Genomic DNA, 21,116 nt, shown 5'->3' with positions numbered 1-21,116 from the left:
ATTGACTCGCTGAACTGGGGGCCGAACCTGTGGAGCGGGCGACGAGAATCGAACTCGCGTGACCAGTTTGGAAGACTGGGGCTCTACCATTGAGCTACGCCCGCGTGCGTGCAGTTGACGGTGTGTCCGACTGTACGCGACCTCTCGGCCGGGGTGCGGCTGCGAGGACGGGGTTAGCGTACCTGGTCCGGGTGGTGAAGTGCACGTCGCCTTCGGTGCGGCGGGGGGTTGATAATGCGCCGGGCGGCGTCGGGCTGCCGTGTACTCTTCCTCTCGGCACCACGGGGTGTGGCGCAGTTTGGTAGCGCGTCCGCTTTGGGAGCGGAAGGCCGTCGGTTCGAATCCGGTCACCCCGACAGTGTGCGGCAGGGTCTCGTCCATCGGACGGGGCCCTGTTGTCGTCTCCGCGCCGTGCTGCGGGCGGGCTGTGGGGCGGGCCGCGGGCGGGCTGCGGCGGGTCGGGTTCTCCGGTTCCGCGAGGGGCTTCGGCAGCGCCCTGGCGTCTGCCTTTCGCGGTACCGGTAGGATGGGCTGCTGGTGGTAGTCCCTGTGGCATGCCTGCAGGTCAACCGCCCGAGGGCGAGGAGTCACGCTCACCGTCCACCCCAATACGGGAGATGCAGCTCCAACCGCCCATCGCCCGTCTCGCCCGTTCGTACGGCCCAAGGCCTGATCGAGTCCGGGCGGAGACAACCAGCCCGCAAGCCCCTAGGAGACCTAACCGTGAAGAGCGCCGTCGAGACTCTGAACCCGACCCGGGTTCGACTCACCGTCGAGGTGCCCTTCGAGGAGCTCAAGCCCAGCCTCGACGCGGCGTACAAGAAGATCAACCAGCAGGTCACCGTCCCGGGCTTCCGTAAGGGCAAGATTCCGGCGAAGGTGATCGACCAGCGCTTCGGCCGTGCCGCGGTGCTCGAGGAGGCCGTGAACGACGCGCTGCCGCGCTTCTACACGCAGGCCGTGGACGAGGGCAAGATCGAGGTTCTCGGTCAGCCCGACATCACCGACATCGAGGGTGTCGAGCGCCTCGCGGACGGCGGTGACCTCAAGTTCACCGCCGAGGTCGACGTCCGTCCGGAGATCGCTCTCCCGGACTTCACCTCGATCAGCGTGGTCGTCGACCCGGTCGTCGTCTCCGACGAGGACATCGAGAAGTCGCTGGAGCAGCTGCGCGAGCGCTTCTCCTCGGTCAAGGACGTCGAGCGCGCCGCCGGCGCCGAGGACGTCGTGGTCGTGGACCTCGAGGCCAAGGTGGACGGCGAGGTGCCGGAGGACGGCACCGCGACCGGCGTGAGCTACGAGATCGGCTCCGGCCGCCTGCTGGAGGGCATCGACGAGGCCGTCATCGGCCTGTCCGCCGGTGAGACCAAGACCTTCACCACCACCCTCAAGGGTGGCACCCAGGCCGGCAACGACTCGGAGGTCACCGTCACCGTGACCGCCGTCCAGGAGAAGGAGCTCCCGGAGCTGGACGACGAGTTCGCCCAGCTGGCGAGCGAGTTCGACACCCTGGAGGACCTGCGTGCCGACTCCCGCAAGCGCCTGGAGCGCATGAAGGAGTTCGACCAGGCCACCCAGGCCCAGGAGAAGGTCCTGGACGAGCTGCTCGGGCTCGTCGAGATGGACTACCCGGAGAAGCTCCTCAAGGACGAGGTCGAGACCCGTCGCCACAACCTGGAGCACCACCAGCTGGAGCCCATGGGCCTGAACCTGGAGACCTACCTGGCCACCCAGGACAAGACCCTCGAGGACTTCCTGGCGGAGACCGAGGAGCAGGCGAAGAAGGGCATCAAGACCCAGTTCGTGCTGGACGAGATCGTGGCGAAGGAGGAGCTCGGGGTCAACCAGGAGGAGCTCACCGAGCACCTGATCCGTCGCGCCGCCGGTTCGGGTCTCACCCCGGACCAGTTCGCCCAGCAGGTCGTCCAGGGCAACCAGGTTCCGCTGCTGGTCGGCGAGGTCGCCCGCGGCAAGGCGCTGGCCCTGGTGGTCGAGGCCGCAGAGGTCAAGGACACCAACGGCGAGGTCGTCTCGTTCGAGGACGACGAGGAGACCGAGGAGTCGGCCGAGCAGGCCGGTACCGAGGCTGCCGCCGAGTCGACCGAGGCCTGAGCCCCGGCTTCGACAGCGTGACACCTGAGTGACAGGTGACAGTGGGCCCGGACGCCGCGAGGTGTCCGGGCCCACTGTCGTCGGCCCGCCCGCGACCCCCCGCCGTTCGCTGTCCGTTCGCACCACTCGACCCTGCGCTCACAGCGAACAGTTCTGCGTGGGGGATTCTGCGGCCCCGCCCGGGCGTTAGGGTCCATAGACAGCGACACACAAGCAGATCGACTGAGCAGGTGGCTAAGTGACGTTCCCGCAGATGCAGATGCCTGGCCTGATGGCGCCGCACGCCGCCGCTGGTGACGTGCTCGGCGGCCTGGGCGACCAGGTCTACAACCGGCTGCTCAACGAGCGGATCATCTTCCTCGGCCAGCAGGTCGACGACGACATCGCCAACAAGATCACGGCCCAGCTTCTGCTGCTGGCGGCCGACCCCGACAAGGACATCTACCTCTACATCAACTCCCCGGGCGGCTCGATCACGGCCGGCATGGCGATCTACGACACCATGCAGTACATCAAGAACGACGTGGTCACGATCGCGATGGGCATGGCGGCCTCGATGGGCCAGTTCCTGCTGACGGCCGGCGCCAAGGGCAAGCGGTTCTCGCTGCCCAACGCCAACATCCTGATGCACCAGCCCTCGGCCGGTCTCGGCGGCTCCGCCACCGACATCCGGATCCAGGCCGAGCAGCTGCTGCGCACCAAGAAGCGGATGTCCGAGCTGATCGCGCACCACAGCGGCCAGTCCTTCGACCGGGTCACCGCGGACTCCGACCGGGACCGCTGGTTCACCCCGGAGGAGGCCAAGGAGTACGGCCTGATCGACCAGATCATGCACAGCGCCGCGGACGTTCCCGGCGGCGGCGGCACGGGCGCCTGAGCGCCGCCCGTAAGAGACCCCCAGACCGCACGCTTCGTCGGAGGACGGACCAACCCATGAACACCACCCCCAACATGCCGCGCGGTGAGTACTACGGCGCCCGCGCCGAGGGCCGTTACATCGTCCCGCGCTTCGTCGAGCGCACCTCGCAGGGCATCCGCGAGTACGACCCGTACGCCAAGCTGTTCGAGGAGCGGATCATCTTCCTCGGCTCCCAGGTGGACGACGTCTCGGCCAACGACATCATGGCCCAGCTGCTCTGCCTGGAGTCGATGGACCCGGACCGCGAGATCCAGATGTACATCAACTCGCCCGGCGGCTCGTTCACGGCCCTGACGGCCATCTACGACACCATGCAGTACGTCAAGCCGGACATCACCACCGTCTGCATGGGCCAGGCGGCCTCGGCCGCCGCCGTGCTGCTGGCGGCCGGCACCCCCGGCAAGCGGATGGCGCTGCCGAACGCCCGGATCCTGATCCACCAGCCCTACACCGAGACCGGCCGCGGCCAGGTCTCGGACCTGGAGATCCAGGCCAAGGAGATCTTCCGGATGCGTGAGCAGCTGGAGGAGATGCTGGCCAAGCACTCCAAGAAGCCGGTCGAGCAGGTCCGCGACGACATCGAGCGCGACAAGATCCTCACCGCCGAGGAGGCGCTGGAGTACGGGCTGATCGACCAGATCATCTCGACCCGCAAGACCTCGCTGACCGACTGAGGTCCGGCGACCCGGCGGCTCCCGGGGCGGGACGCAGGCGCATCCTCTGCCGAGGTGTGACTTTGCGCCCCGCCCCGAGCCGTTCCGGGCGGGCCCCGGGCCCGGCACAATGGCAGAGCGGGCCCATGCCCGCAGGACGGCATCTGTTCGGTATCAATTCGCCCAGGGCGTAGGGCAGAGCTGCCGAAGACGACGGAATTACCGGCGCGGCAGAGTACCGTCGGATAGCGAGACCGACCGCCGACGGCGCAGCCGGTCCACAGCACCAGGCCCCGGAACCCCCGCGGGGCCCCTGGCGAAGGGGAAGCACCTCGTGGCACGCATCGGAGACGGCGGCGACCTGCTCAAGTGCTCGTTCTGCGGCAAATCGCAGAAGCAGGTGAAGAAGCTGATCGCCGGGCCAGGTGTGTACATCTGCGACGAGTGCATCGACCTGTGCAACGAGATCATCGAGGAGGAGCTCGCCGAGAGCTCCGAGGTGCGCTTCGAGGAGTTGCCGAAGCCCCGCGAGATCTACGAGTTCCTGGATCAGTACGTGGTCGGCCAGGAGATGGCCAAGAAGGCGCTGTCGGTCGCGGTCTACAACCACTACAAGCGCGTCCAGGCCGGTGAGAACGGCCGCTCCGGCGGCAACGGCCGCGAGGACGCGATCGAGCTGGCCAAGTCCAACATCCTGCTGCTCGGCCCGACCGGCTCGGGCAAGACGCTGCTGGCGCAGACCCTGGCCCGGATGCTGAACGTGCCGTTCGCGATCGCGGACGCCACGGCGCTGACCGAGGCCGGCTACGTCGGCGAGGACGTCGAGAACATCCTGCTCAAGCTGATCCAGGCGGCGGACTACGACGTCAAGAAGGCCGAGACCGGGATCATCTACATCGACGAGATCGACAAGGTCGCCCGCAAGAGCGAGAACCCGTCGATCACCCGTGATGTCTCCGGTGAGGGTGTCCAGCAGGCGCTGCTGAAGATCCTGGAGGGCACCACCGCCTCGGTGCCGCCGCAGGGTGGTCGCAAGCACCCGCACCAGGAGTTCATCCAGATCGACACCACCAACGTGCTGTTCATCGTGGGCGGTGCGTTCGCCGGGCTGGAGCGGATCATCGAGGGCCGGGCCGGTGCCAAGGGCATCGGCTTCGGCGCCAACATCCGCTCCAAGCGGGAGCAGGACGCCAGCGACCACTTCCGTCAGGTGATGCCGGAGGACCTGGTCAAGTTCGGCATGATCCCCGAGTTCATCGGCCGGCTGCCCGTGATCACCAGCGTGCACAACCTGGACCGCGAGGCGCTGCTGCAGATCCTCACCGAGCCGAAGAACGCGCTGGTGAAGCAGTACCGCAAGCTCTTCGAACTCGACGGCGTGGAGCTGGAGTTCACCCGGGACGCGCTGGAGGCCATCGCCGACCAGGCGATCCTGCGGGGCACCGGCGCCCGAGGGCTTCGGGCCATCATGGAGGAGGTGCTGATGTCCGTGATGTACGAGGTGCCCTCGCGTCAGGACGTCGCCCGGGTGGTCGTCACCGGGGACGTGGTCTCCAAGCACGCCATCCCGACCCTCGTCCCGCGCGACATGATCAAGCGCGAGCGGCGCGAGAAGAGCGCCTGACCCCCGTCTCGGAGAAGCGGCCCCGCACCGGAAGGTGCGGGGCCGCTTCGTCGTCGGTCCGAGCCGTCGCAGGCGGTGGTCAGCGCGGGACCTCGGCCGCCTGACGCAGCTCGCGCGCGTCCGCGGCGGCCGCGGCGAGGTCGGGGGTGCTGGTGGAGCCGGCCTCGCCGGCCAGGACGGCGACCACCGAGCTGCCGTCGGCCCAGACGCAGAGGCTGTCGGTCTCCTCCTCGGCCTTCATGACCTCGCAGGAGAGGTTGCCGCCGAGCGGGCCGGGGTCGAAGGAGGAGCGGCCGCTGAAGGTGGTGCCCTGGCCGCGGGCCTGCTTCTCGAAGCTGCCGAAGAAGTCGTCGACCTGGGAGGAGGGGGCGAGCACGTTGCCCCAGCCGCCGAAGACGACCACGACCTTGCCGTCGTCCGAGCCGGCGCCGGTGTAGAGCGCGCTGACGGCGGTCGGGGTCCAGGCGTCCTTGCCCTGGCCGAAGTCGGACTGCAGGGCGGTCTGCATCTGCTCGGCCAGCGGGTTGGTGTCGTCGCGCTTCATGCCCTTGAAGGAGTCGGGCATGACGACCTTGTGGGTGCCGGTCTTTGACGTCACGTCGTAGACCGCGTACCCGAGCACGCCGGCGCCGAGCAGCACGGCGCCGCCGACGCAGCCGAGCACGATCCACAGCGTCTTGCGGGACTTCTTCTGCTGCTCGCCCGGGTAGCCGGGGTAGCCCGGGTACGGCGCGCCGCCCTGCGGGGGCACCGCGCCCCAGGGCTGCTGCGGCGCGGCGCCGTACGGCTGCTGCGGGTCCCCGTACGGCTGCGGCGGCGTGGCGCCGTAGGGCTGCGGGGCCGGCGGCGGGGTGCCGTACGGCTGGGCCGGCGGTGGGGCGCCGTAGGGATTCTGCTCGGACACCAGGACTCGCTTCCGGTCGTGGGAGGGGCGGGATCGCGGGGCGGGGCCGTGCCGGCCCTCCCGGGAGTTACTTGGCGACGACCACGGCGTCGCGGATCAGCCGGGACCGGTCGGCGGCCTGCGAGGCCGAGAGACTGGTCGAGGCGCCGGTCAGCGAGATGCTGGTGAAGGTCACGGTGCCGAAGGTGGAGTGGTTGACCCAGATGCACATCGGGGTCTCGATGGAGCTGGTGGAGGTGCCGTTGGAGGCCACACCGCACTGCATCTTGCCGCCGGGGTCCTGGGCGTCCCGGGCGTCGACCTCGGTGAGCGGGGTCTTCCAGGTCATCTTCATCGCGGCGGCGGTGGTGGTCATCATGGTGCCGGGGTCGTCGATCGTGCCCCAGCTCCCGCCCACGCTGACCAGGTCGGTGGCGGTCTTCTGGTAGACCGCCGACAGCGAACCGTCGATCTTGGTGAGGCTGTTGGCGCCGCCGGCCGGGGCGTCCTGGGCCGACTTCTTGGTGTAGCCGCCGGGCAGGGTGGCCGGGGCGCTGAGCTTGTACTTGCCCGCGGCCGAGGAGCCCGAACCGCCGCTGCCGCCGCTGCCGCCACTCCCGCCGGGGCTGTCCTTGCCGCCCATGTTCGCCACCGCGAGTCCGCCGGCCACCAGGACCACGGCGCCGATCACCAGGCCCACCACCAGCCCGGCGTTGCTCTTGCGAGGCGGGGGCGGCGGGTACCCGCCGCCGTACTGGGCCTGCGGGTAGCCGGGCTGCGGCGCGCCGTACTGCGGGGGAGGGGCCTGCTGGGGGTAGCCGTAACCGGGGTGCGGGGCCGGGGCACCGTACTGCGGCTGCCCGTAGCCGGGCTGGGGTGCGCCGTACTGCGGGGGCTGTCCGTACGGCGGCTGGGGTTGTTGCGGCTGCCCCTGCGGATACTGCTGACCCTGGCCGTACATCGGCGTCGATCTCCCCCACCGCTCCCGGAGCGGCCTCGCTGCGGCGTGCTGTTCGTGGGCACGCACACGGAATTTGGCGTACGAGTATTCGGGCACGCTACCGTACGCCGCCTCCGCCCGGCCGGGTGGTCCGCCCGGCGCGGTTCGTAACCGGGGCCCCCTCTTACGTAAACTGTGTGTCGTGACCGACACGACGAACCAGCGCCCCGAGAGCCCCAAGGGGTTCAACGCAGTCCCCGGGGACGACGCAGCCACCCTTCCGACGACCTACGCCCCGGCGGAGGTAGAGGGCGAGCTGTACGAGCGCTGGGTGGAGCGCGGTTACTTCACCGCCGACGCCAAGAGCGACAAGCCCGCGTACACCATCGTCATCCCGCCGCCGAACGTCACCGGCTCGCTCCACCTGGGCCACGCCTTCCAGCACACGCTGATGGACGCGCTGACCCGCCGCAAGCGGATGCAGGGCTACGAGGCCCTGTGGCTGCCCGGCATGGACCACGCCGGTATCGCCACCCAGAACAAGGTGGAGCAGCAGCTGGCCTCCTCCGGTCTGTCCCGCCACGACCTGGGCCGGGAGGCCTTCGTCGAGAAGGTGTGGCAGTGGAAGGAGGAGTACGGCGGCAAGATCCTCGGCCAGATGCGCCGGCTCGGCGACGGCGTGGACTGGTCGCGTGAGCGGTTCACCATGGACGAGGGCCTCTCGCAGGCCGTCCAGACCATCTTCAAGAAGCTCTTCGACGACGGGCTGATCTACCGCGCCGAGCGCATCATCAACTGGTGCCCGCGCTGCCTGACCGCGCTCTCCGACATCGAGGTGGAGCACGAGGAGGTCCCCGGCGAGCTGGTCTCGATCCGCTACGGCGACGGGGACGAGTCCATCGTGGTCGCCACCACCCGGGCCGAGACCATGCTGGGCGACACCGCGGTGGCCGTCCACCCGGAGGACGAGCGCTACCGGCACCTGGTCGGCACCACCATCTCGCTGCCGCTGACGGACCGCCGGATCCCGGTCGTCGCGGACGAGCACGTCGACCCCGAGTTCGGCACCGGCGCGGTCAAGGTGACGCCGGCCCACGACCCGAACGACTTCGCGATCGGCCAGCGCCACGGCCTGGAGAACCTCACGGTGATGGACGAGCGCGGTCTGATCACCGTGCACGGCCCGTTCCTCGGCCTGGACCGCTTCGAGGCGCGTTCCGCCGTGGTCGGCGCGCTGCGCGCCGAGGGGCGCATCGTCTCCGAGAAGCGCCCCTACATGCACGCGGTCGGCCACTGCTCGCGCTGCCAGACGGTGGTCGAGCCGCGGCTGTCCCTGCAGTGGTGGGTCAAGGTCGCCCCGCTGGCCGCCGAGGCCGGCGCCGCCGCCCGGGACGGCCGGGTGCAGATCCACCCGAAGGAGCTGGAGGGCCGCTACTTCAGCTGGGTCGACAACATGCACGACTGGTGCATCTCGCGCCAGCTCTGGTGGGGTCACCGGATCCCGGTCTGGTACGGCCCGAACGGCGAGGTCGTCTGCGTCGGACCGGACGAGCAGCCGCCGACGGGCGAGGGCTGGACCCAGGACACCGACGTGCTGGACACCTGGTTCTCCAGCGCGCTGTGGCCGTTCTCGACGCTCGGCTGGCCGGAGCAGACCCCGGACCTGGAGAAGTTCTACGCCACCGACGTCCTGCTCACCGGCCACGACATCATCTTCTTCTGGGTCGCCCGGATGATGATGTTCGGCCTGTACGCGATGGACGGCCAGGCGCCGTTCCACACCATCGCGCTGACCGGTCTGGTCCGCGACCAGTTCGGCAAGAAGATGTCGAAGTCCTTCGGCAACGCGGTGGACCCGCTGGACTGGATGGACAGCTACGGCGCCGACGCCGTCCGCTTCACCCTGGCCCGCGGCGCCAACCCCGGCGCGGACGTGCCGATCGGCGAGGACTGGGTCCAGGGCTCGCGCAACTTCTGCAACAAGATCTGGAACGCCACCCGCTTCGCGCTGATGAACGGCGCCACCGTCGAGGGCCCGCTGCCCGCGCCGGAGCAGCTGACGGCGGCCGACCGCTGGATCCTGTCGCGGCTGAACGCGACCGTCGCCGAGGCCGACGGCCTGTACGACGACTACCAGTTCGCCAAGCTCTCGGACTCGCTGTTCCACTTCGCCTGGGACGAGGTGTTCGACTGGTACGTCGAGCTCTCCAAGACCACCCTGGCCGCGGGCGGCGCCCAGGCCGACGCCTCGCGCCGGGTGCTGGGTGAGGTCCTGGACGTCACGCTGCGACTGCTGCACCCGATCGTCCCGTTCGTCACGGACACCCTGTGGACCACGCTCACCGGCGCGGAGTCGGTGGTGGTCGCCGAGTGGCCGAAGGACAGTGGCTTCCGGGACGCCGACGCCGAGGCCGAGATCGCCACGCTGCAGCAGGTGGTGACGGAGGTCCGCCGGTTCCGTTCGGACCAGGGCCTGAAGCCCGGCCAGCGCGTCCCGGCCCAGCTGGAGCTGGCCGGCACCGCCCTCGTCCCGCACGAGGCGGCGATCCGTTCGCTGCTGCGGCTGACCCAGCCGGAGGCCGGCTTCGCCGCCACCGCCTCGCTGCCGGTCGCGGGCGCCACGGTCGCGCTGGACCTCTCCGGCACCATCGACATCCCGGCGGAGCGCAAGCGCCTCGCCAAGGACCTCGCGGTCGCCGAGAAGGAGAAGGCACAGACCACCGCCAAGCTCGGCAACGAGGGCTTCCTCGCCAAGGCGCCGGACGACGTGGTCGCCAAGATCCGGAGCCGTCAGGAGGCCGCCGAGGCCGACATCGCCCGGATCACCGCGCAGCTGGCGGCACTCCCGCAGGGCTGACCCGCCACCGGCCCGAGGGCCCGCCGACCCGTACCGGGGCGGCGGGCCCTCGGCGTTCGCGGCTTCGCCGGAACCGGCCCTTTACCGGCAGATCCGCCTGCTTTCCGGTCCGATTCGGGCCGTTGGCGCCGACGTCTGCAACAGGTCTGTCCCGAGCTGCGCCCGGTGGCCGCCGGTCGGCCCGGTGGGCGCTGACGGCCCGTAGGGTGAGGGGGGTCGGGGTGTGTGCGAAGAGTCGGAACTGCGGAAGGGCGGACATGGGATGACCAGTAGTCGGCAGGGGCGTGGCCGGGACATCGGCATCGACCTCGGTACCGCCAATACCCTGGTCTACCTCCAGGGACGCGGGATCGTCCTCAACGAGCCCTCGGTGGTCGCGATGGACCGCCGCAGCGGGGAGGTGCTGAGCGTCGGCGCGGACGCCAAGCGGACGCTCGGCCGCACTCCCGGGTCCATCGTGGCGAGCCGCCCGCTGCAGGACGGCGTGATCGCCGACTTCGAGGGCACCCAGCACCTGTTGCGGCACTTCCTGCGCAAGGTGACCGGTCGCCGGCGCCTGTTCGGGCCTCGGCCGCGGGTGGTGGTGTGCGTGCCCAGCGGCATCACCGGGGTCGAACGGCGGGCCGTGGTGGAGGCGTTGGCCGGCGCCGGGGCGAAGTCGGTGCACCTGATCGAGGAGCCGATGGCGGCCGCGATCGGTGCCGGACTGCCGGTGCACGAGCCGACCGGCTCGATGGTGGTGGACATCGGCGGCGGCACCACCGAGGTCGCGGTGCTGTCGATGGGCGGGATCGTGGCGGCCCGCTCGCTGCGGGTCGCCGGTGACCGGATGGACCAGGCGATCACCCGCCAGGTCCGCAAGGAGCACTCGTTGCTGATCGGCGAGCGCACCGCGGAGGAGATCAAGCTGGTGCTCGGCACGGCCGACCCGATCAGCGGCGGCGAACTCCCGGACGGCGCCGAGGTGCACGGCCGGGACTCGGTCGGCGGGCTGCCGCGCACGGCGGCGGTGACGATGGACCAGATCCGTGACGCGCTGGACGAGCCCGTCGCCGAGATCATCACGGCCGTTCGGCAGACCCTGGACCGGGTGCCGCCGGAGCTGGCCGGCGACGTGCTGCGCAACGGGGTCGTCCTGACCGGCGGCGGTGCGCTGCTGCGCGGACTGGACCAGCGGATCGCGCGGGAGACCGGGCTGCCGGTCCGGGTGGCCGACAACCCGCTGGACTGCGTGGCCGTCGGCTCGGGCCGGTGCGTCGAGGAGATCGGCCTGCTCAAGCGGGCGTTCGCGGCCTGAGGCCGCGGGCCTCGGAGCACACCGGTGCGAGGGGTCTGTGGAACGTGGTGGACGGGGCGTTGTCGATGGTGCCGGACATGGACAGGGGCCTCCGGGCGGGCCGAGTCTGCGGATTGTCGGCGAATGGACGGACTCGGCAGCCCTTCCCGACAAATGTCGTGCCACCGGGGGGCGATGGTCATCTCAAACCAGGTCCGAAGTCCGTCGGGCGGGACCTTCGCGGGCTCTGCCGCGATCTGGTCGGTGACCTCGCGGCCGGGCCGTCCCCGGCGTGTCGGCCGACTTTCCGGGCTTCGTGAAGCGCCGTGGAATTGCGGCGGATTCGCCCGGCCGGCCTGCGCTTCTGTTCTTCCCGGGTGCGTGATCTCGACGCCCATTCAAGGCAATTGGCGTTCTTCACGGAACTGGGCGGAAAGACCCGGAGGATGCGGGACCAAAGCCCCGGTGAATGTCGGGCCGCTGAACGCGCGCGAGTTCACCGAACTTCCCAGTTCGGATGTGTACGGTGTTGCCCACGTTCCCATTCGGGCGGTGCGACTGGCGGGAGGGCGCGAGCATGGTGGTGACCACGGAGTTGGCCGACGAACTGCCTGCCGAGGCGGTGGAGGCGGTCAAGGCCCGGGCGGCGGTCCTGCTGCTGGCCTTCCGGCACGGCAATCAGCTCGCCTTCGACTCGGAGCTGGACCGGCTGCTGGCCGAGCACGCCGAGCGGGAGGTCACCACGCTGCTGGTGTGGATCGCGGCCGAGGCGGTCCGCAAGGCGTACGCCCCCGAGGTGGGCGACCGGGTGCTGCGCGGGCTGGTCCGGCGGGCCCCGGCCGACACCTCCGCGGTGGTGATCGACGAGGAGTCGGTGGACGCGGCGCTGCTGCTGGAGTCGGTGGCCGACGGTGACGTGGGCACCGTCCGCGCGCTGGTGGCGAGCACCCCGGACACGACGTACCTGCTGGGCGGGCTGCTCCAGGCGGTCGCGATGATGCTGCCGCTGCTGCCGGAGGGGGAGGCCGAGGAGATCGTGGCCGAACTGCGCCGCAGGCACAGCGGCCGGACGGCGTCTCAGGTGCCGGAGGCCAGGTACTCCTGTTCGAGCTGACAATCTGTCAGCGCGTGTCGCAATGACATGCACGCCACTAGGCAACCGGCCAGTAACCGCCCTACCGTCGACTTCCGAAGCTTCGACGGAGGAGCTGGCATGCATCGACGCCCCCACGCGCTCAGGCTCCCGGCCGCCGGTCTCACGGTGGCCCTGCTCGCCGCCGCCACCCTGGCGGCCGCCCCGACTCCCACCCCCGCTCCGGCCGTGGCGGCCGCCTCCGACTACTGCGGCGGCCGCTGCCTCGACATCCTCCCGCCCGGCGAGAACGGCAACGCCACCCTCGCCGACATCCTGGCCCACAAGGTGTTCGGCACCCGGCCCGCCCACACCGACGACCAGCTCGGCCCGTACGCCAACCTCGCCGCCGCCTACCCCGGGCTGACCGAGGCCGGTCTGCGCGGCTTCTTCAACGACGCCTCCTTCGGGGTCCCCGCCGACCAGGTGGCGAGCACCACCCGCCCCCGCCCGGACGTCGCCATCGTCCGCGACAGGGCCACCGGCGTCCCGCACATCACCGGCACCACCCGGTACGGCACCGAGTTCGGCGCGGGCTACGCGGCCGCGCAGGACCGGCTCTGGGTGATGGACCTGTTCCGGCACGTGGGCCGCGGGCAGCTCTCCGGCTTCGCGGGCGGCGCGGCCGCCAACCGCGAGCTGGAGCAGAGCTTCTGGCAGGCCGCCCCGTACACCGAGGCCGAGCTGCAGAGCCAGATCGACGCCATCGCCGGCCAGGGCGACCGGGCCCGCCAGGCGCTGGACGACGCCAGGGCGTACCTGGACGGCGTCAACCAGTACGTCAACGAGTCCTACCAGGGCCGGTACTTCCCCGGGGAGTACGACCTGACCGGCCACATCGACCCGATCACCAACGCCGGCGGCATCGAGCCGTTCAGGCTCACCGACCTGGTCGCCCTCGCCTCGGTGGTCGGCGCGCTGTTCGGCTCCGGCGGCGGCGGTGAACTCTCCTCCGCGCAGGTCAAGCTGGCCGCCGAGGCCCGGTACGGCAAGCCGGCCGGCGACGCGGTCTGGAAGTCGCTGCGCGAGGCCGACGACCCCGAGGCGGCACTGACCGTGCACAACGGTGAGCAGTTCCCGTACGCGCTGCCGCCGGACGACCCGCAGGGACTGGCACTGCCCGACCCCGGCTCGGTGGTGCCGGAGCGGATGATCTACGACGCCACCGGGTCGGCCGGCCAGGCCGTCACCGCCGCCCAGGGCGTGCTGCCCGGCAATCTGCTCACCGCCAGGCACGGCATGTCCAACGCGCTGGTGGTCTCCGGCAGCCACACCGACGACGGCCACCCGGTCGCCGTCTTCGGCCCGCAGACCGGCTACTTCGCCCCGCAGCTGCTGATGCTGGAGGAGCTCCAGGGCCCGGGCATCAGCGCCCGCGGCGCGGCCTTCGCGGGGCTCAGTTTCTACGTCCAGCTCGGCCGCGGCCAGGACTACGCGTGGAGCGCCACCTCCGCCGGCCAGGACATCACCGACAGCTACGCCGTGCCGCTGTGCACCACCGACGGCTCGCCCGCCACCACCGCCTCCGACTCCTACCTCTGGCACGGCGCGTGTCTGCCGCTGGAACGGCTGGAGCGCAAGAACGCCTGGGGCCCGACCACCGCGGACCCCACCGCCGCGGGCTCCTACACCCTGGTGATGCACCGCTCGCGGTACGGCCTGGTCACGGCCCGCGGCACGGTCGGCGGCCGGCCGGTGGCATTCACCGCCCTGCGGTCGACCTACCGGCACGAGGCCGACTCCATCATCGGCTTCCAGATGCTCAACGACCCCGGCGCGGTGCACGACGCCGCGGGCTTCCAGCAGGCCGCGCAGAACATCAACTACGCCTTCAACTGGTTCTACGCGGACGCCGCCCACACCGCCTACTACAACTCCGGCAGCAACCCCGTCCGGGCCCCCGGGGTCGACCCAGGCCTCCCGGTGAAGGCCGAACCGGCCTACGAGTGGCGGGACTTCGACCCGGTCGCCAACACCGCCCGGTACACCCCGCCGACCGAGCACCCGCACTCCGTCGACCAGGACTACTACATCTCCTGGAACAACAAGCAGGCCAGGTCCTTCGCCGCGGCCGGGTTCGGCAACGGCTCGGTGCACCGCGGCAATCTGCTGGACGACCGGGTCAGGGCGCTGGTGGCGAGCGGGACGAAGGTCACCCGGGTCTCGCTCGTCCAGGCGATGGAGAGCGCGGCCACCGCGGACCTCCGGGCCGAGGACGTGCTGCCCGAACTGCTCCGGGTGATCCGCGCCGCACCCGTCACCGACCCGGCCACCGCGACGGCCGTGCAGAAGCTGGAGGCCTGGCTGGCCGCCGGCGGGCAGCGCCGGGAGACCTCGGCCGGCAGCCACGTCTACGCGGGCGCCGACGCGATCCGCACCATGGACGCCTGGTGGCCGCTGCTCGCCGAGGGTGTCTTCCGGCCCGGCCTCGGCGACCCGCTGTTCGCCGCGCTCACCGGGGCGTTGCAGATCAACGAGTCACCCTCGGGCGGCCAGACCGGCCCGACCAGTGGCACCTCCAGCGCCAACGAGTCCATCCCGCACAAGGGTTCGGCCTTCCAGTACGGCTGGTGGAGCTACCTGGACAAGGACCTGCGCGGCGTCCTGGGCGACCCGGTGGCCGGGCCGCTCGCCCGACCGTTCTGCGGCGGCGGCGATCCGGCGGCCTGCCGGACGGTGCTGCTGGACACCCTCAAGCGCGCCGCCGCGCAGACCCCGGCGCAGGTCTACCCGGGCGACGGGGACTGCGCGGTGGGTGACCAGTGGTGCGCGGACACCATCATCCAGCGGCCGCTGGGCGGGGTGACGGACGCCAAGACCACCTGGCAGAACCGGCCGACCTACCAGCAGGTCGTCCAGTTCCGCTCGCACCGCTGACGGACGGTCCGGGGCTGCCTGGCCCATGCAGGTGGCGCCGTTGTCGAAGTTCTGCCAGTAGCCGGTGAGGATGTGCTTCGGCAGCCCGGGGCGCGGGGTGGCGGCGCCGGTGGGCGAGGGGGACGGCGACGGGCTGGTGCCGGTGCTGCTCGCCGAGGGGCTCGGCTGCGGGTCGCCGGGCCCGACCAGGGACACGTCGTCGGCGAGGTGGGAGCCCTGCGCGTACCAGCCGTGCAGGTAGACCGTGTGGGCCGGGCGGCGTGCCGCCCGGTGCGTCGATAGCGACCCCCGGATCGCCGGGCGGGCATGGGATCGAAGGCGGCGCGCCCGATCGGCGCCTGCCATCGGCAATAAACCGACAAATCCCTCTTCCTAGTGAAGGTGGCGACCATCACCTCCCCCTCGCCCGAAGGGCTCCGGGCGCCCGTGGTCCGCACCCGCCGTCCGGCTCCCTACACTGGGCGCGTGAGTGACAACGCCGGGCAGAACCCGTACACCATCCGACCCTCCGGCGCGGACTCCGCGGACAACGCCAGCGAGCTGCGCGCCATCGAGGCAGAACTGTCCCGGCGGTGGCCGGAGAACAAGCTGGAGCCCTCGCTCGACCGGATCAGCGCGGTGATGGACATCCTCGGCCAGCCCCAGCGCGCCTTCCCCTCGATCCACATCACCGGCACCAACGGCAAGACCTCCACCGCCCGCATGGTGGAGCGCCTGCTCAACACCTTCGAGCTGCGCACGGGCCGCTACACCAGCCCGCACGTCGAGTCGGTCACCGAGCGGATCAGCCTGGACTCCACCCCGATCAGCATCGAGCGCTTCGTCGAGACCTACCGCGAGATCGAGCCGTACGTGCGGATGGTCGACGAGCAGCAGCCGGTCGCGCTCTCCTTCTTCGAGGTGCTCACCGCCATGGCGTACGCGGCCTTCGCCGACGCCCCGGTGGACGTGGCCATCGTCGAGGTCGGCATGGGCGGCAGTTGGGACGCCACCAACGTGATCGACGCGGCCGTCTCGGTGATCACTCCGGTCGGCCTCGACCACACCGACCGCCTGGGCAACACCACCGGCGAGATCGCCACCGAGAAGGCCGGGATCATCAAGCCGGGGGCCCTGGCCGTGGTCGCCCAGCAGCCGCTGGACGCCGCGCAGGCCATCCTCAAGCGCGCGGTCGAGGTGGACGCCACCGTCGCCCGCGAGGGCATGGAGTTCGGCGTGGTGCACCGCGAGGTCGCGGTCGGCGGCCAGCTGGTCACCCTGCGCGGCCTCGGCGGCTACGAGTACGAGGACATCTTCCTCCCGCTGCACGGCGCCCACCAGGCGCACAACGCCTCGCTGGCGCTGGCCGCGGTCGAGGCCTTCTTCGGCGTCGGCGGCGCCCGCGGCGGCAACCTGGACGTGGACAAGGTCCGCGAGGGCTTCTCCGGGGTCAGCTCCCCGGGCCGCCTGGAGGTGGTCCGCCGCAGCCCCACGGTGATCCTGGACGCCGCGCACAACCCGCACGGCGCCGAGGCCACGGTCGCCGCGATCAACGAGGCCTTCGGCTTCTCCAGGCTGGTCGGCGTGGTCGGCACCAGCGGGGACAAGGACGTCTCGGGCCTGCTGGAGGCCTTCGAGCCGATCCTGTCCGAGGTCGTGGTCACCCAGAACACCACCCACCGGGCGACCCCGGTCGACCAGCTCGCGGCGAAGGCCGTGGAGATCTTCGGCGAGGACCGGGTCCAGGTCGAGCCCCGGCTGGACGACGCCATCGAGGCGGCGATCACCCTGGCCGAGGAGGACGGCGACCTCACCGGCACCGGGGTGCTCGTCACCGGCTCGGTGATCACGGTGGGCGAGGCCCGCCTGCTGCTGGGAAGGAAGTAACCATGCGCACCCTCTGCTCCTCGACCCTGATCGGCGAGGCCCTGCTGATCATGTTCGCGGGCCTGGTGGCGATGCAGCTGTCGGACGTGTCGACCACCGCGATCTGGACCGTCAGCGGCATCGCCATGCTGCTGTGCGTCCTGCTCTGCGGCGCGATCACCCGTCCCGGCGCGGTCGCGGTCGGCTGGGCGCTCCAGCTCGGCCTGATCGCCAGCGGCCTGGTCCTGCCGACCATGTACGGGCTCGGCGTGGTCTTCGCCGGCCTGTGGTGGTGTTCGGTGCACTACGGCCGCAAGATCGACGAGATCAAGGCAGCCCGGGCCGCCGCCACCGCCTGAGCACGGCCCGCACACACACCGGCCACGGCGTGCGGCCGGTACCCCCCGGCCGCACGTCCGTGCTGCTCACGCAAGGTAATCTCTGCGGTGGCCGCACACACCTGCCGAACCCATTCCCCAGGAGCCGCACCGTGTCCCAGCGCACTCTCGTCCTGCTCAAGCCCGACGCCGTCAAGCGCGGCCTGGCCGGCGAGATCATCAGCCGCATCGAGCGCAAGGCCAACTGGCGGCTGGCCGCCGTCGAGCTGCGGACCTTCGACCGGGCGACGCTGGAGCAGCACTACGCCGAGCACGTCGGCCGCCCGTTCTACGAGCCGCTGCTGGAGTTCATGACCTCCGGCCCGTCCATCGCGCTGATCGTCGAGGGCGAGAACGTCGTCCCGGGCATCCGCGCGCTGGCCGGTGCGACCGACCCGCTGCAGGCCGGCGCCGGCACCATCCGCGGCGACTACGCGACGATCACCCGCGAGAACCTGATCCACGCCTCGGACTCCCCGGAGTCGGCCGAGCGCGAGATCAAGATCTTCTTCCCCGCCCACGCCTGACCGGGGGTCCCCGACCCCTCACCGCCGCCCACCTGCGGAGAGGGGTCGCGGCGCGGCCCGGCCACCGGCCGGCCCGACCGGGCAAAACTCACCTTTTCATCGTCAAATACGGAACTGGGAAGCCCGACACGGCGTCCCAATCCTGCGAGAAGCCGACCCGTCCCCGGAGAATGGGCAGCGTGCCGTAGCCCGCCGACCGCTTCGACCGGCGTGGCTACGATGGACACAACTCATGGGCCCGGTACGGCTGCTCAGCTGATGTCAGCCCTGCCGCGGGCGCGGCGCGGTCGGCCCGCTCCCCGCCATCCATTCCGAACCCGGGAAGGCACTCCACACCCCATGGCCAACAACCTGTCGTTCATCGGCCGTGACATGGCGATCGACCTCGGCACTGCCAACACGCTGGTGTACGTCAGGGGCAAGGGGATCGTCCTCAACGAGCCCTCCGTGGTGGCGGTCAACACCAACACCGGCGGCATCCTCGCGGTCGGTGCCGAGGCGAAGAAGATGATCGGGCGCACCCCCGGCAACATCGTCGCCATCCGCCCGCTCAAGGACGGCGTGATCGCCGACTTCGAGATCACCGAGCGGATGCTGCGCTACTTCATCCTCAAGATCCACCGCCGCCGCTACCTGGCCCGCCCCCGGGTCGTCGTCTGCGTGCCCTCCGGCATCACCGGGGTGGAGCGCCGCGCCGTCATCGAGGCCAGCTCGCAGGCCGGCGCGCGCCAGGTGCACATCATCGAGGAGCCCATGGCCGCCGCGATCGGCGCCGGCCTGCCGGTGCACGAGCCGACCGGCAACATGGTCGTCGACATCGGCGGCGGCACCACCGAGGTCGCGGTCATCTCGCTCGGCGGAATCGTCACTGCGCAGTCCCTGCGGGTGGCCGGCGACGAGCTCGACAACGCGATCGTCCAGCACATCAAGAAGGAGTACAGCCTCCTGCTGGGCGAGCGCAGCGCCGAGCAGATCAAGATGTCCATCGGCTCCGCGTTCGCGCTGGAGGGTGAGAAGGACGAGCATGCCGAGATCCGCGGCCGCGACCTGGTCAGCGGCCTGCCGAAGACCGTGGTGATCTCCGCCGCCGAGGTCCGCGAGGCCATCGACGAGCCGGTCAACTCGATCATCGACGCGGTGAAGACCACGCTCGACCAGTGCCCGCCCGAGCTGGCCGGCGACGTGATGGACCGCGGCATCGTGCTCACCGGCGGCGGCGCCCTGCTCCGCGGCCTGGACGAGCGCCTGCGCCGGGAGACCGGCATGCCGATCCACATCGCCGAGAACCCGCTGGACTCCGTCGCACTCGGCTCCGGCAAGTGCGTGGAGGAGTTCGAGGCCCTGCAGCAGGTCCTCGACGCCCAGCCGCGGCGCTGACCGCCGCGACCACGGGCCCGGTCGCTCGTTCCCATCACAGACAGTTCGTCAACTGAATGTTCCCCGCCCGCCGACCGCGGCCGGGGCCGGTACCGAAGGGGCAGTTCCAGCACCGTGAGGGACACACGAGAGAGCCGACTACTGCTCATCCTGCTGGTGGCTGTCGCCTTCGCACTGATCACCGTTGACATCAAGGGCGGCGAGAGCTCCCCCCTCAACGGTGCCCGGCGGGCCGCCGCGGGCGTCCTCGGACCGGTCGAACGCGGTGCGGCGGGAGTCGTCGACCCGGTGGCCGGCTACGTGCGCGCAGTCCGGGACGCCGGCACCCACCAGGAACGGCTCGACCTGATCACCCGGGAGAACACCGAGCTGCGCCAGCGGCTCGCCTCCTCCGACACCGCGGCCGGCCGGACCAAGCAGCTCGACGACATGCTCCGTACGGCCGGCTCCGGCGGCTACACCATCAAGGCCGCCCAGGTGATCGCGATCGGCGCCGCCCAGGGCTTCTCCTGGACGATCACCATCGACGCGGGCAGCGACGACGGGCTGACCCGCGACATGACGGTGATCAACAGCCAGGGCCTGGTCGGCCGGATCACCACCGTCGCCCCCACCACCGCCACCGTGCTGCTCGCCTCCGACCCCGGCTTCAGCGCCGGCACCCGGATCGAGGGCAGCGACGAGATCGGCTTCGCGGCCGGCCAGGGCACCAGCCCGATGAAGGTCCAACTGCTCAACGGCAAGGCCCAGGTCAAGCCCGGCGACCGACTGGTCACCTTCGGCTCGCACAGCGGCCGGCCGTTCGTCCCCGGTGTCCCGGTCGGCAAGGTGGTCGAGGTCCAGGCGACGCCCGGCCAGCTCACCAAGACCGTGCTGGTCGAGCCCTTCGTCCAGTTCACCCGCCTCGACCTGGTCGGCGTGGTGGTCGCACCGCCGCGCACCGACCCGCGGGACGCCGTCCTGCCGCCCGCGCCCACCGCGTCCGTCGCCGCCGCGCCCGCCGCGCCGACCCAGGCGGGCGTCGTCGTACCGTCCACCACACCCGGGGGGAACTGACCATGCGTCCGGACCGGATCGTGCTGCCCGCCGTCCTGCTGCTGCTCGCCCTGGTCGTCCAGGTCAGCGTGCTGGGCCGGCTCCAACTCCCCGGGGCCACCCCCGACCTGCTGCTGCTCGTCGTGGTCGGCCTGGCCCTGGTCTACGGACCGACCGGCGGCTGCCTGGTCGGCTTCGCCGGCGGCCTGCTCGCCGACCTCGCCCCGCCCTCCGACCACGCCATCGGCCGCTACGCCCTAGTGCTCTGCCTGATGGGCTACGCCGCCGGCCTGCTCCGCCCCGAGGGCGGCCGGCAGCGCTCGGCGCTCAGCGCCCTGCTGGTGGTGGCCGGCGCCGCCGTGGTCTCCACCCTGCTGTACGCGACGGTCGGCGCCCTGGTCGGCGACACCGCCGCCCGGCACGTCGGCCTCACCGGGCTGGTCTTCAGCGCGCTGCTGTACGACGTGCTGCTGGCCCCGTTCGTCGTCCCCGCCGTGATGCTGGTGGCCCGCCGCTACGACCACGGGCCGTCCAGCGTCGCCGTCGGTACCGGCGACGGCTCCGGCCTCGGCTCGCTGGCCCGCTACCGGACCACCCGCGAGGCCTCGCCGATGCCCGTGAACAGCAAGAAGAAGCGTCCGCTGAACCTCGCCAAGCGCCCTTGAGCAGCACGGTGATAGGA

At 71.1% G+C, this 21,116-nt stretch carries 16 protein-coding genes and 2 tRNA genes; 15 read left to right on the top strand and 3 right to left on the bottom strand.

All coding sequences use genetic code 11. The annotated features are described in order from the left end of the window. Positions 1 to 30: 30 nt before the first annotated feature. Positions 31 to 104: transfer RNA gene (locus OG871_RS13750), tRNA-Gly, on the bottom strand. Positions 105 to 282: 178 nt separating this feature from the next. Between OG871_RS13750 and OG871_RS13745 the strand changes: the two genes are divergently transcribed. The 5 genes from OG871_RS13745 (at position 283) to clpX (ending at position 5,308) form a co-directional block, all read left to right on the top strand. Then, positions 283 to 356, top strand: a tRNA-Pro gene (locus tag OG871_RS13745). Between the two features lie 367 nt (positions 357 to 723). Continuing rightward, positions 724 to 2,112, top strand: coding sequence for a trigger factor (gene tig, locus OG871_RS13740; protein WP_371497036.1), 1,389 nt, complete (start codon positions 724 to 726; stop codon positions 2,110 to 2,112). A gap of 259 nt (positions 2,113 to 2,371) precedes the next feature. Continuing rightward, positions 2,372 to 2,989 carry an ATP-dependent Clp protease proteolytic subunit gene (locus OG871_RS13735; protein ID WP_371503299.1) on the top strand — a complete coding sequence of 206 codons (618 nt, stop codon included), beginning with the start codon at positions 2,372 to 2,374 and terminating at the stop codon, positions 2,987 to 2,989. A gap of 56 nt (positions 2,990 to 3,045) precedes the next feature. Then, positions 3,046 to 3,705: an ATP-dependent Clp protease proteolytic subunit gene (locus OG871_RS13730; RefSeq protein ID WP_363640852.1), complete on the top strand. Its 660-nt coding sequence runs from the start codon at positions 3,046 to 3,048 to the stop codon at positions 3,703 to 3,705. Between the two features lie 313 nt (positions 3,706 to 4,018). After that, a complete protein-coding gene (gene clpX / locus OG871_RS13725) occupies positions 4,019 to 5,308 on the top strand; it encodes an ATP-dependent Clp protease ATP-binding subunit ClpX (protein WP_371497035.1) in 1,290 nt (429 codons plus the stop codon). A gap of 79 nt (positions 5,309 to 5,387) precedes the next feature. On the opposite strand, the gene OG871_RS13720 is transcribed toward clpX, so the two are convergent. After that, positions 5,388 to 6,212, bottom strand: a complete 825-nt coding sequence (locus OG871_RS13720) for a hypothetical protein (protein WP_371497033.1) — start codon at positions 6,210 to 6,212, stop codon at positions 5,388 to 5,390. A gap of 67 nt (positions 6,213 to 6,279) precedes the next feature. After that, positions 6,280 to 7,152, bottom strand: a complete 873-nt coding sequence (locus tag OG871_RS13715; protein WP_371497032.1) for a hypothetical protein — start codon at positions 7,150 to 7,152, stop codon at positions 6,280 to 6,282. 181 nt (positions 7,153 to 7,333) lie between these two features. On the opposite strand from OG871_RS13715, the gene OG871_RS13710 reads away from it, so the two are divergent. The 10 genes from OG871_RS13710 (at position 7,334) to mreD (ending at position 21,099) form a co-directional block, all read left to right on the top strand. After that, positions 7,334 to 9,988: a valine--tRNA ligase gene (locus OG871_RS13710; protein ID WP_371497031.1), complete on the top strand. Its 2,655-nt coding sequence runs from the start codon at positions 7,334 to 7,336 to the stop codon at positions 9,986 to 9,988. Positions 9,989 to 10,250: 262 nt separating this feature from the next. After that, on the top strand, positions 10,251 to 11,285 hold the full coding sequence (locus OG871_RS13705; protein ID WP_371497030.1) for a rod shape-determining protein: 1,035 nt from the start codon (positions 10,251 to 10,253) through the stop codon (positions 11,283 to 11,285). A gap of 556 nt (positions 11,286 to 11,841) precedes the next feature. Continuing rightward, complete coding sequence (locus OG871_RS13700; protein ID WP_371497029.1) at positions 11,842 to 12,378, top strand: hypothetical protein; 537 nt, start codon at positions 11,842 to 11,844, stop codon at positions 12,376 to 12,378. Between the two features lie 99 nt (positions 12,379 to 12,477). Beyond that, complete coding sequence (locus OG871_RS13695; RefSeq protein WP_371497028.1) at positions 12,478 to 15,273, top strand: penicillin acylase family protein; 2,796 nt, start codon at positions 12,478 to 12,480, stop codon at positions 15,271 to 15,273. Positions 15,274 to 15,771: 498 nt separating this feature from the next. Then, positions 15,772 to 17,139: a folylpolyglutamate synthase/dihydrofolate synthase family protein gene (locus OG871_RS13690; protein ID WP_371503298.1), complete on the top strand. Its 1,368-nt coding sequence runs from the start codon at positions 15,772 to 15,774 to the stop codon at positions 17,137 to 17,139. A gap of 2 nt (positions 17,140 to 17,141) precedes the next feature. After that, positions 17,142 to 17,477 carry a DUF4233 domain-containing protein gene (locus OG871_RS13685; RefSeq protein ID WP_371497027.1) on the top strand — a complete coding sequence of 112 codons (336 nt, stop codon included), beginning with the start codon at positions 17,142 to 17,144 and terminating at the stop codon, positions 17,475 to 17,477. Between the two features lie 131 nt (positions 17,478 to 17,608). Next, positions 17,609 to 18,022 carry a nucleoside-diphosphate kinase gene (ndk, locus tag OG871_RS13680; protein WP_371497026.1) on the top strand — a complete coding sequence of 138 codons (414 nt, stop codon included), beginning with the start codon at positions 17,609 to 17,611 and terminating at the stop codon, positions 18,020 to 18,022. A 351-nt stretch (positions 18,023 to 18,373) separates the two neighbouring features. Further along, complete coding sequence (locus tag OG871_RS13675) at positions 18,374 to 19,399, top strand: rod shape-determining protein (RefSeq protein WP_033821861.1); 1,026 nt, start codon at positions 18,374 to 18,376, stop codon at positions 19,397 to 19,399. 114 nt (positions 19,400 to 19,513) lie between these two features. Further along, positions 19,514 to 20,455, top strand: coding sequence for a rod shape-determining protein MreC (gene mreC, locus OG871_RS13670; protein ID WP_371497025.1), 942 nt, complete (start codon positions 19,514 to 19,516; stop codon positions 20,453 to 20,455). Between the two features lie 2 nt (positions 20,456 to 20,457). Continuing rightward, positions 20,458 to 21,099, top strand: coding sequence for a rod shape-determining protein MreD (gene mreD, locus OG871_RS13665; RefSeq protein WP_371497024.1), 642 nt, complete (start codon positions 20,458 to 20,460; stop codon positions 21,097 to 21,099). Positions 21,100 to 21,116: the final 17 nt, after the last annotated feature.

This window comes from Kitasatospora sp. NBC_00374 (genome assembly GCF_041434935.1).
Classification (GTDB): domain Bacteria; phylum Actinomycetota; class Actinomycetes; order Streptomycetales; family Streptomycetaceae; genus Kitasatospora.
The sequence above is the reverse complement of the archived record's forward strand: the minus strand, read 5'-3'. Positions and strand labels throughout refer to the sequence as shown.

Excerpts from the sequence above, each read along its gene's own strand:
- OG871_RS13735 (WP_371503299.1), top strand. The coding sequence starts at position 2,372 with ATGCCTGGCCTGATGGCGCCGCACGCCGCCGCTGGTGACGTGCTCGGC.
- OG871_RS13730 (WP_363640852.1), top strand. The coding sequence starts at position 3,046 with ATGAACACCACCCCCAACATGCCGCGCGGTGAGTACTACGGCGCCCGC.
- OG871_RS13715 (WP_371497032.1), bottom strand. The coding sequence starts at position 7,152 with ATGTACGGCCAGGGTCAGCAGTATCCGCAGGGGCAGCCGCAACAACCC.
- OG871_RS13705 (WP_371497030.1), top strand. The coding sequence starts at position 10,251 with ATGACCAGTAGTCGGCAGGGGCGTGGCCGGGACATCGGCATCGACCTC.
- OG871_RS13700 (WP_371497029.1), top strand. The coding sequence starts at position 11,842 with ATGGTGGTGACCACGGAGTTGGCCGACGAACTGCCTGCCGAGGCGGTG.
- OG871_RS13695 (WP_371497028.1), top strand. The coding sequence starts at position 12,478 with ATGCATCGACGCCCCCACGCGCTCAGGCTCCCGGCCGCCGGTCTCACG.
- OG871_RS13685 (WP_371497027.1), top strand. The coding sequence starts at position 17,142 with ATGCGCACCCTCTGCTCCTCGACCCTGATCGGCGAGGCCCTGCTGATC.
- mreD (WP_371497024.1), top strand. The coding sequence starts at position 20,458 with ATGCGTCCGGACCGGATCGTGCTGCCCGCCGTCCTGCTGCTGCTCGCC.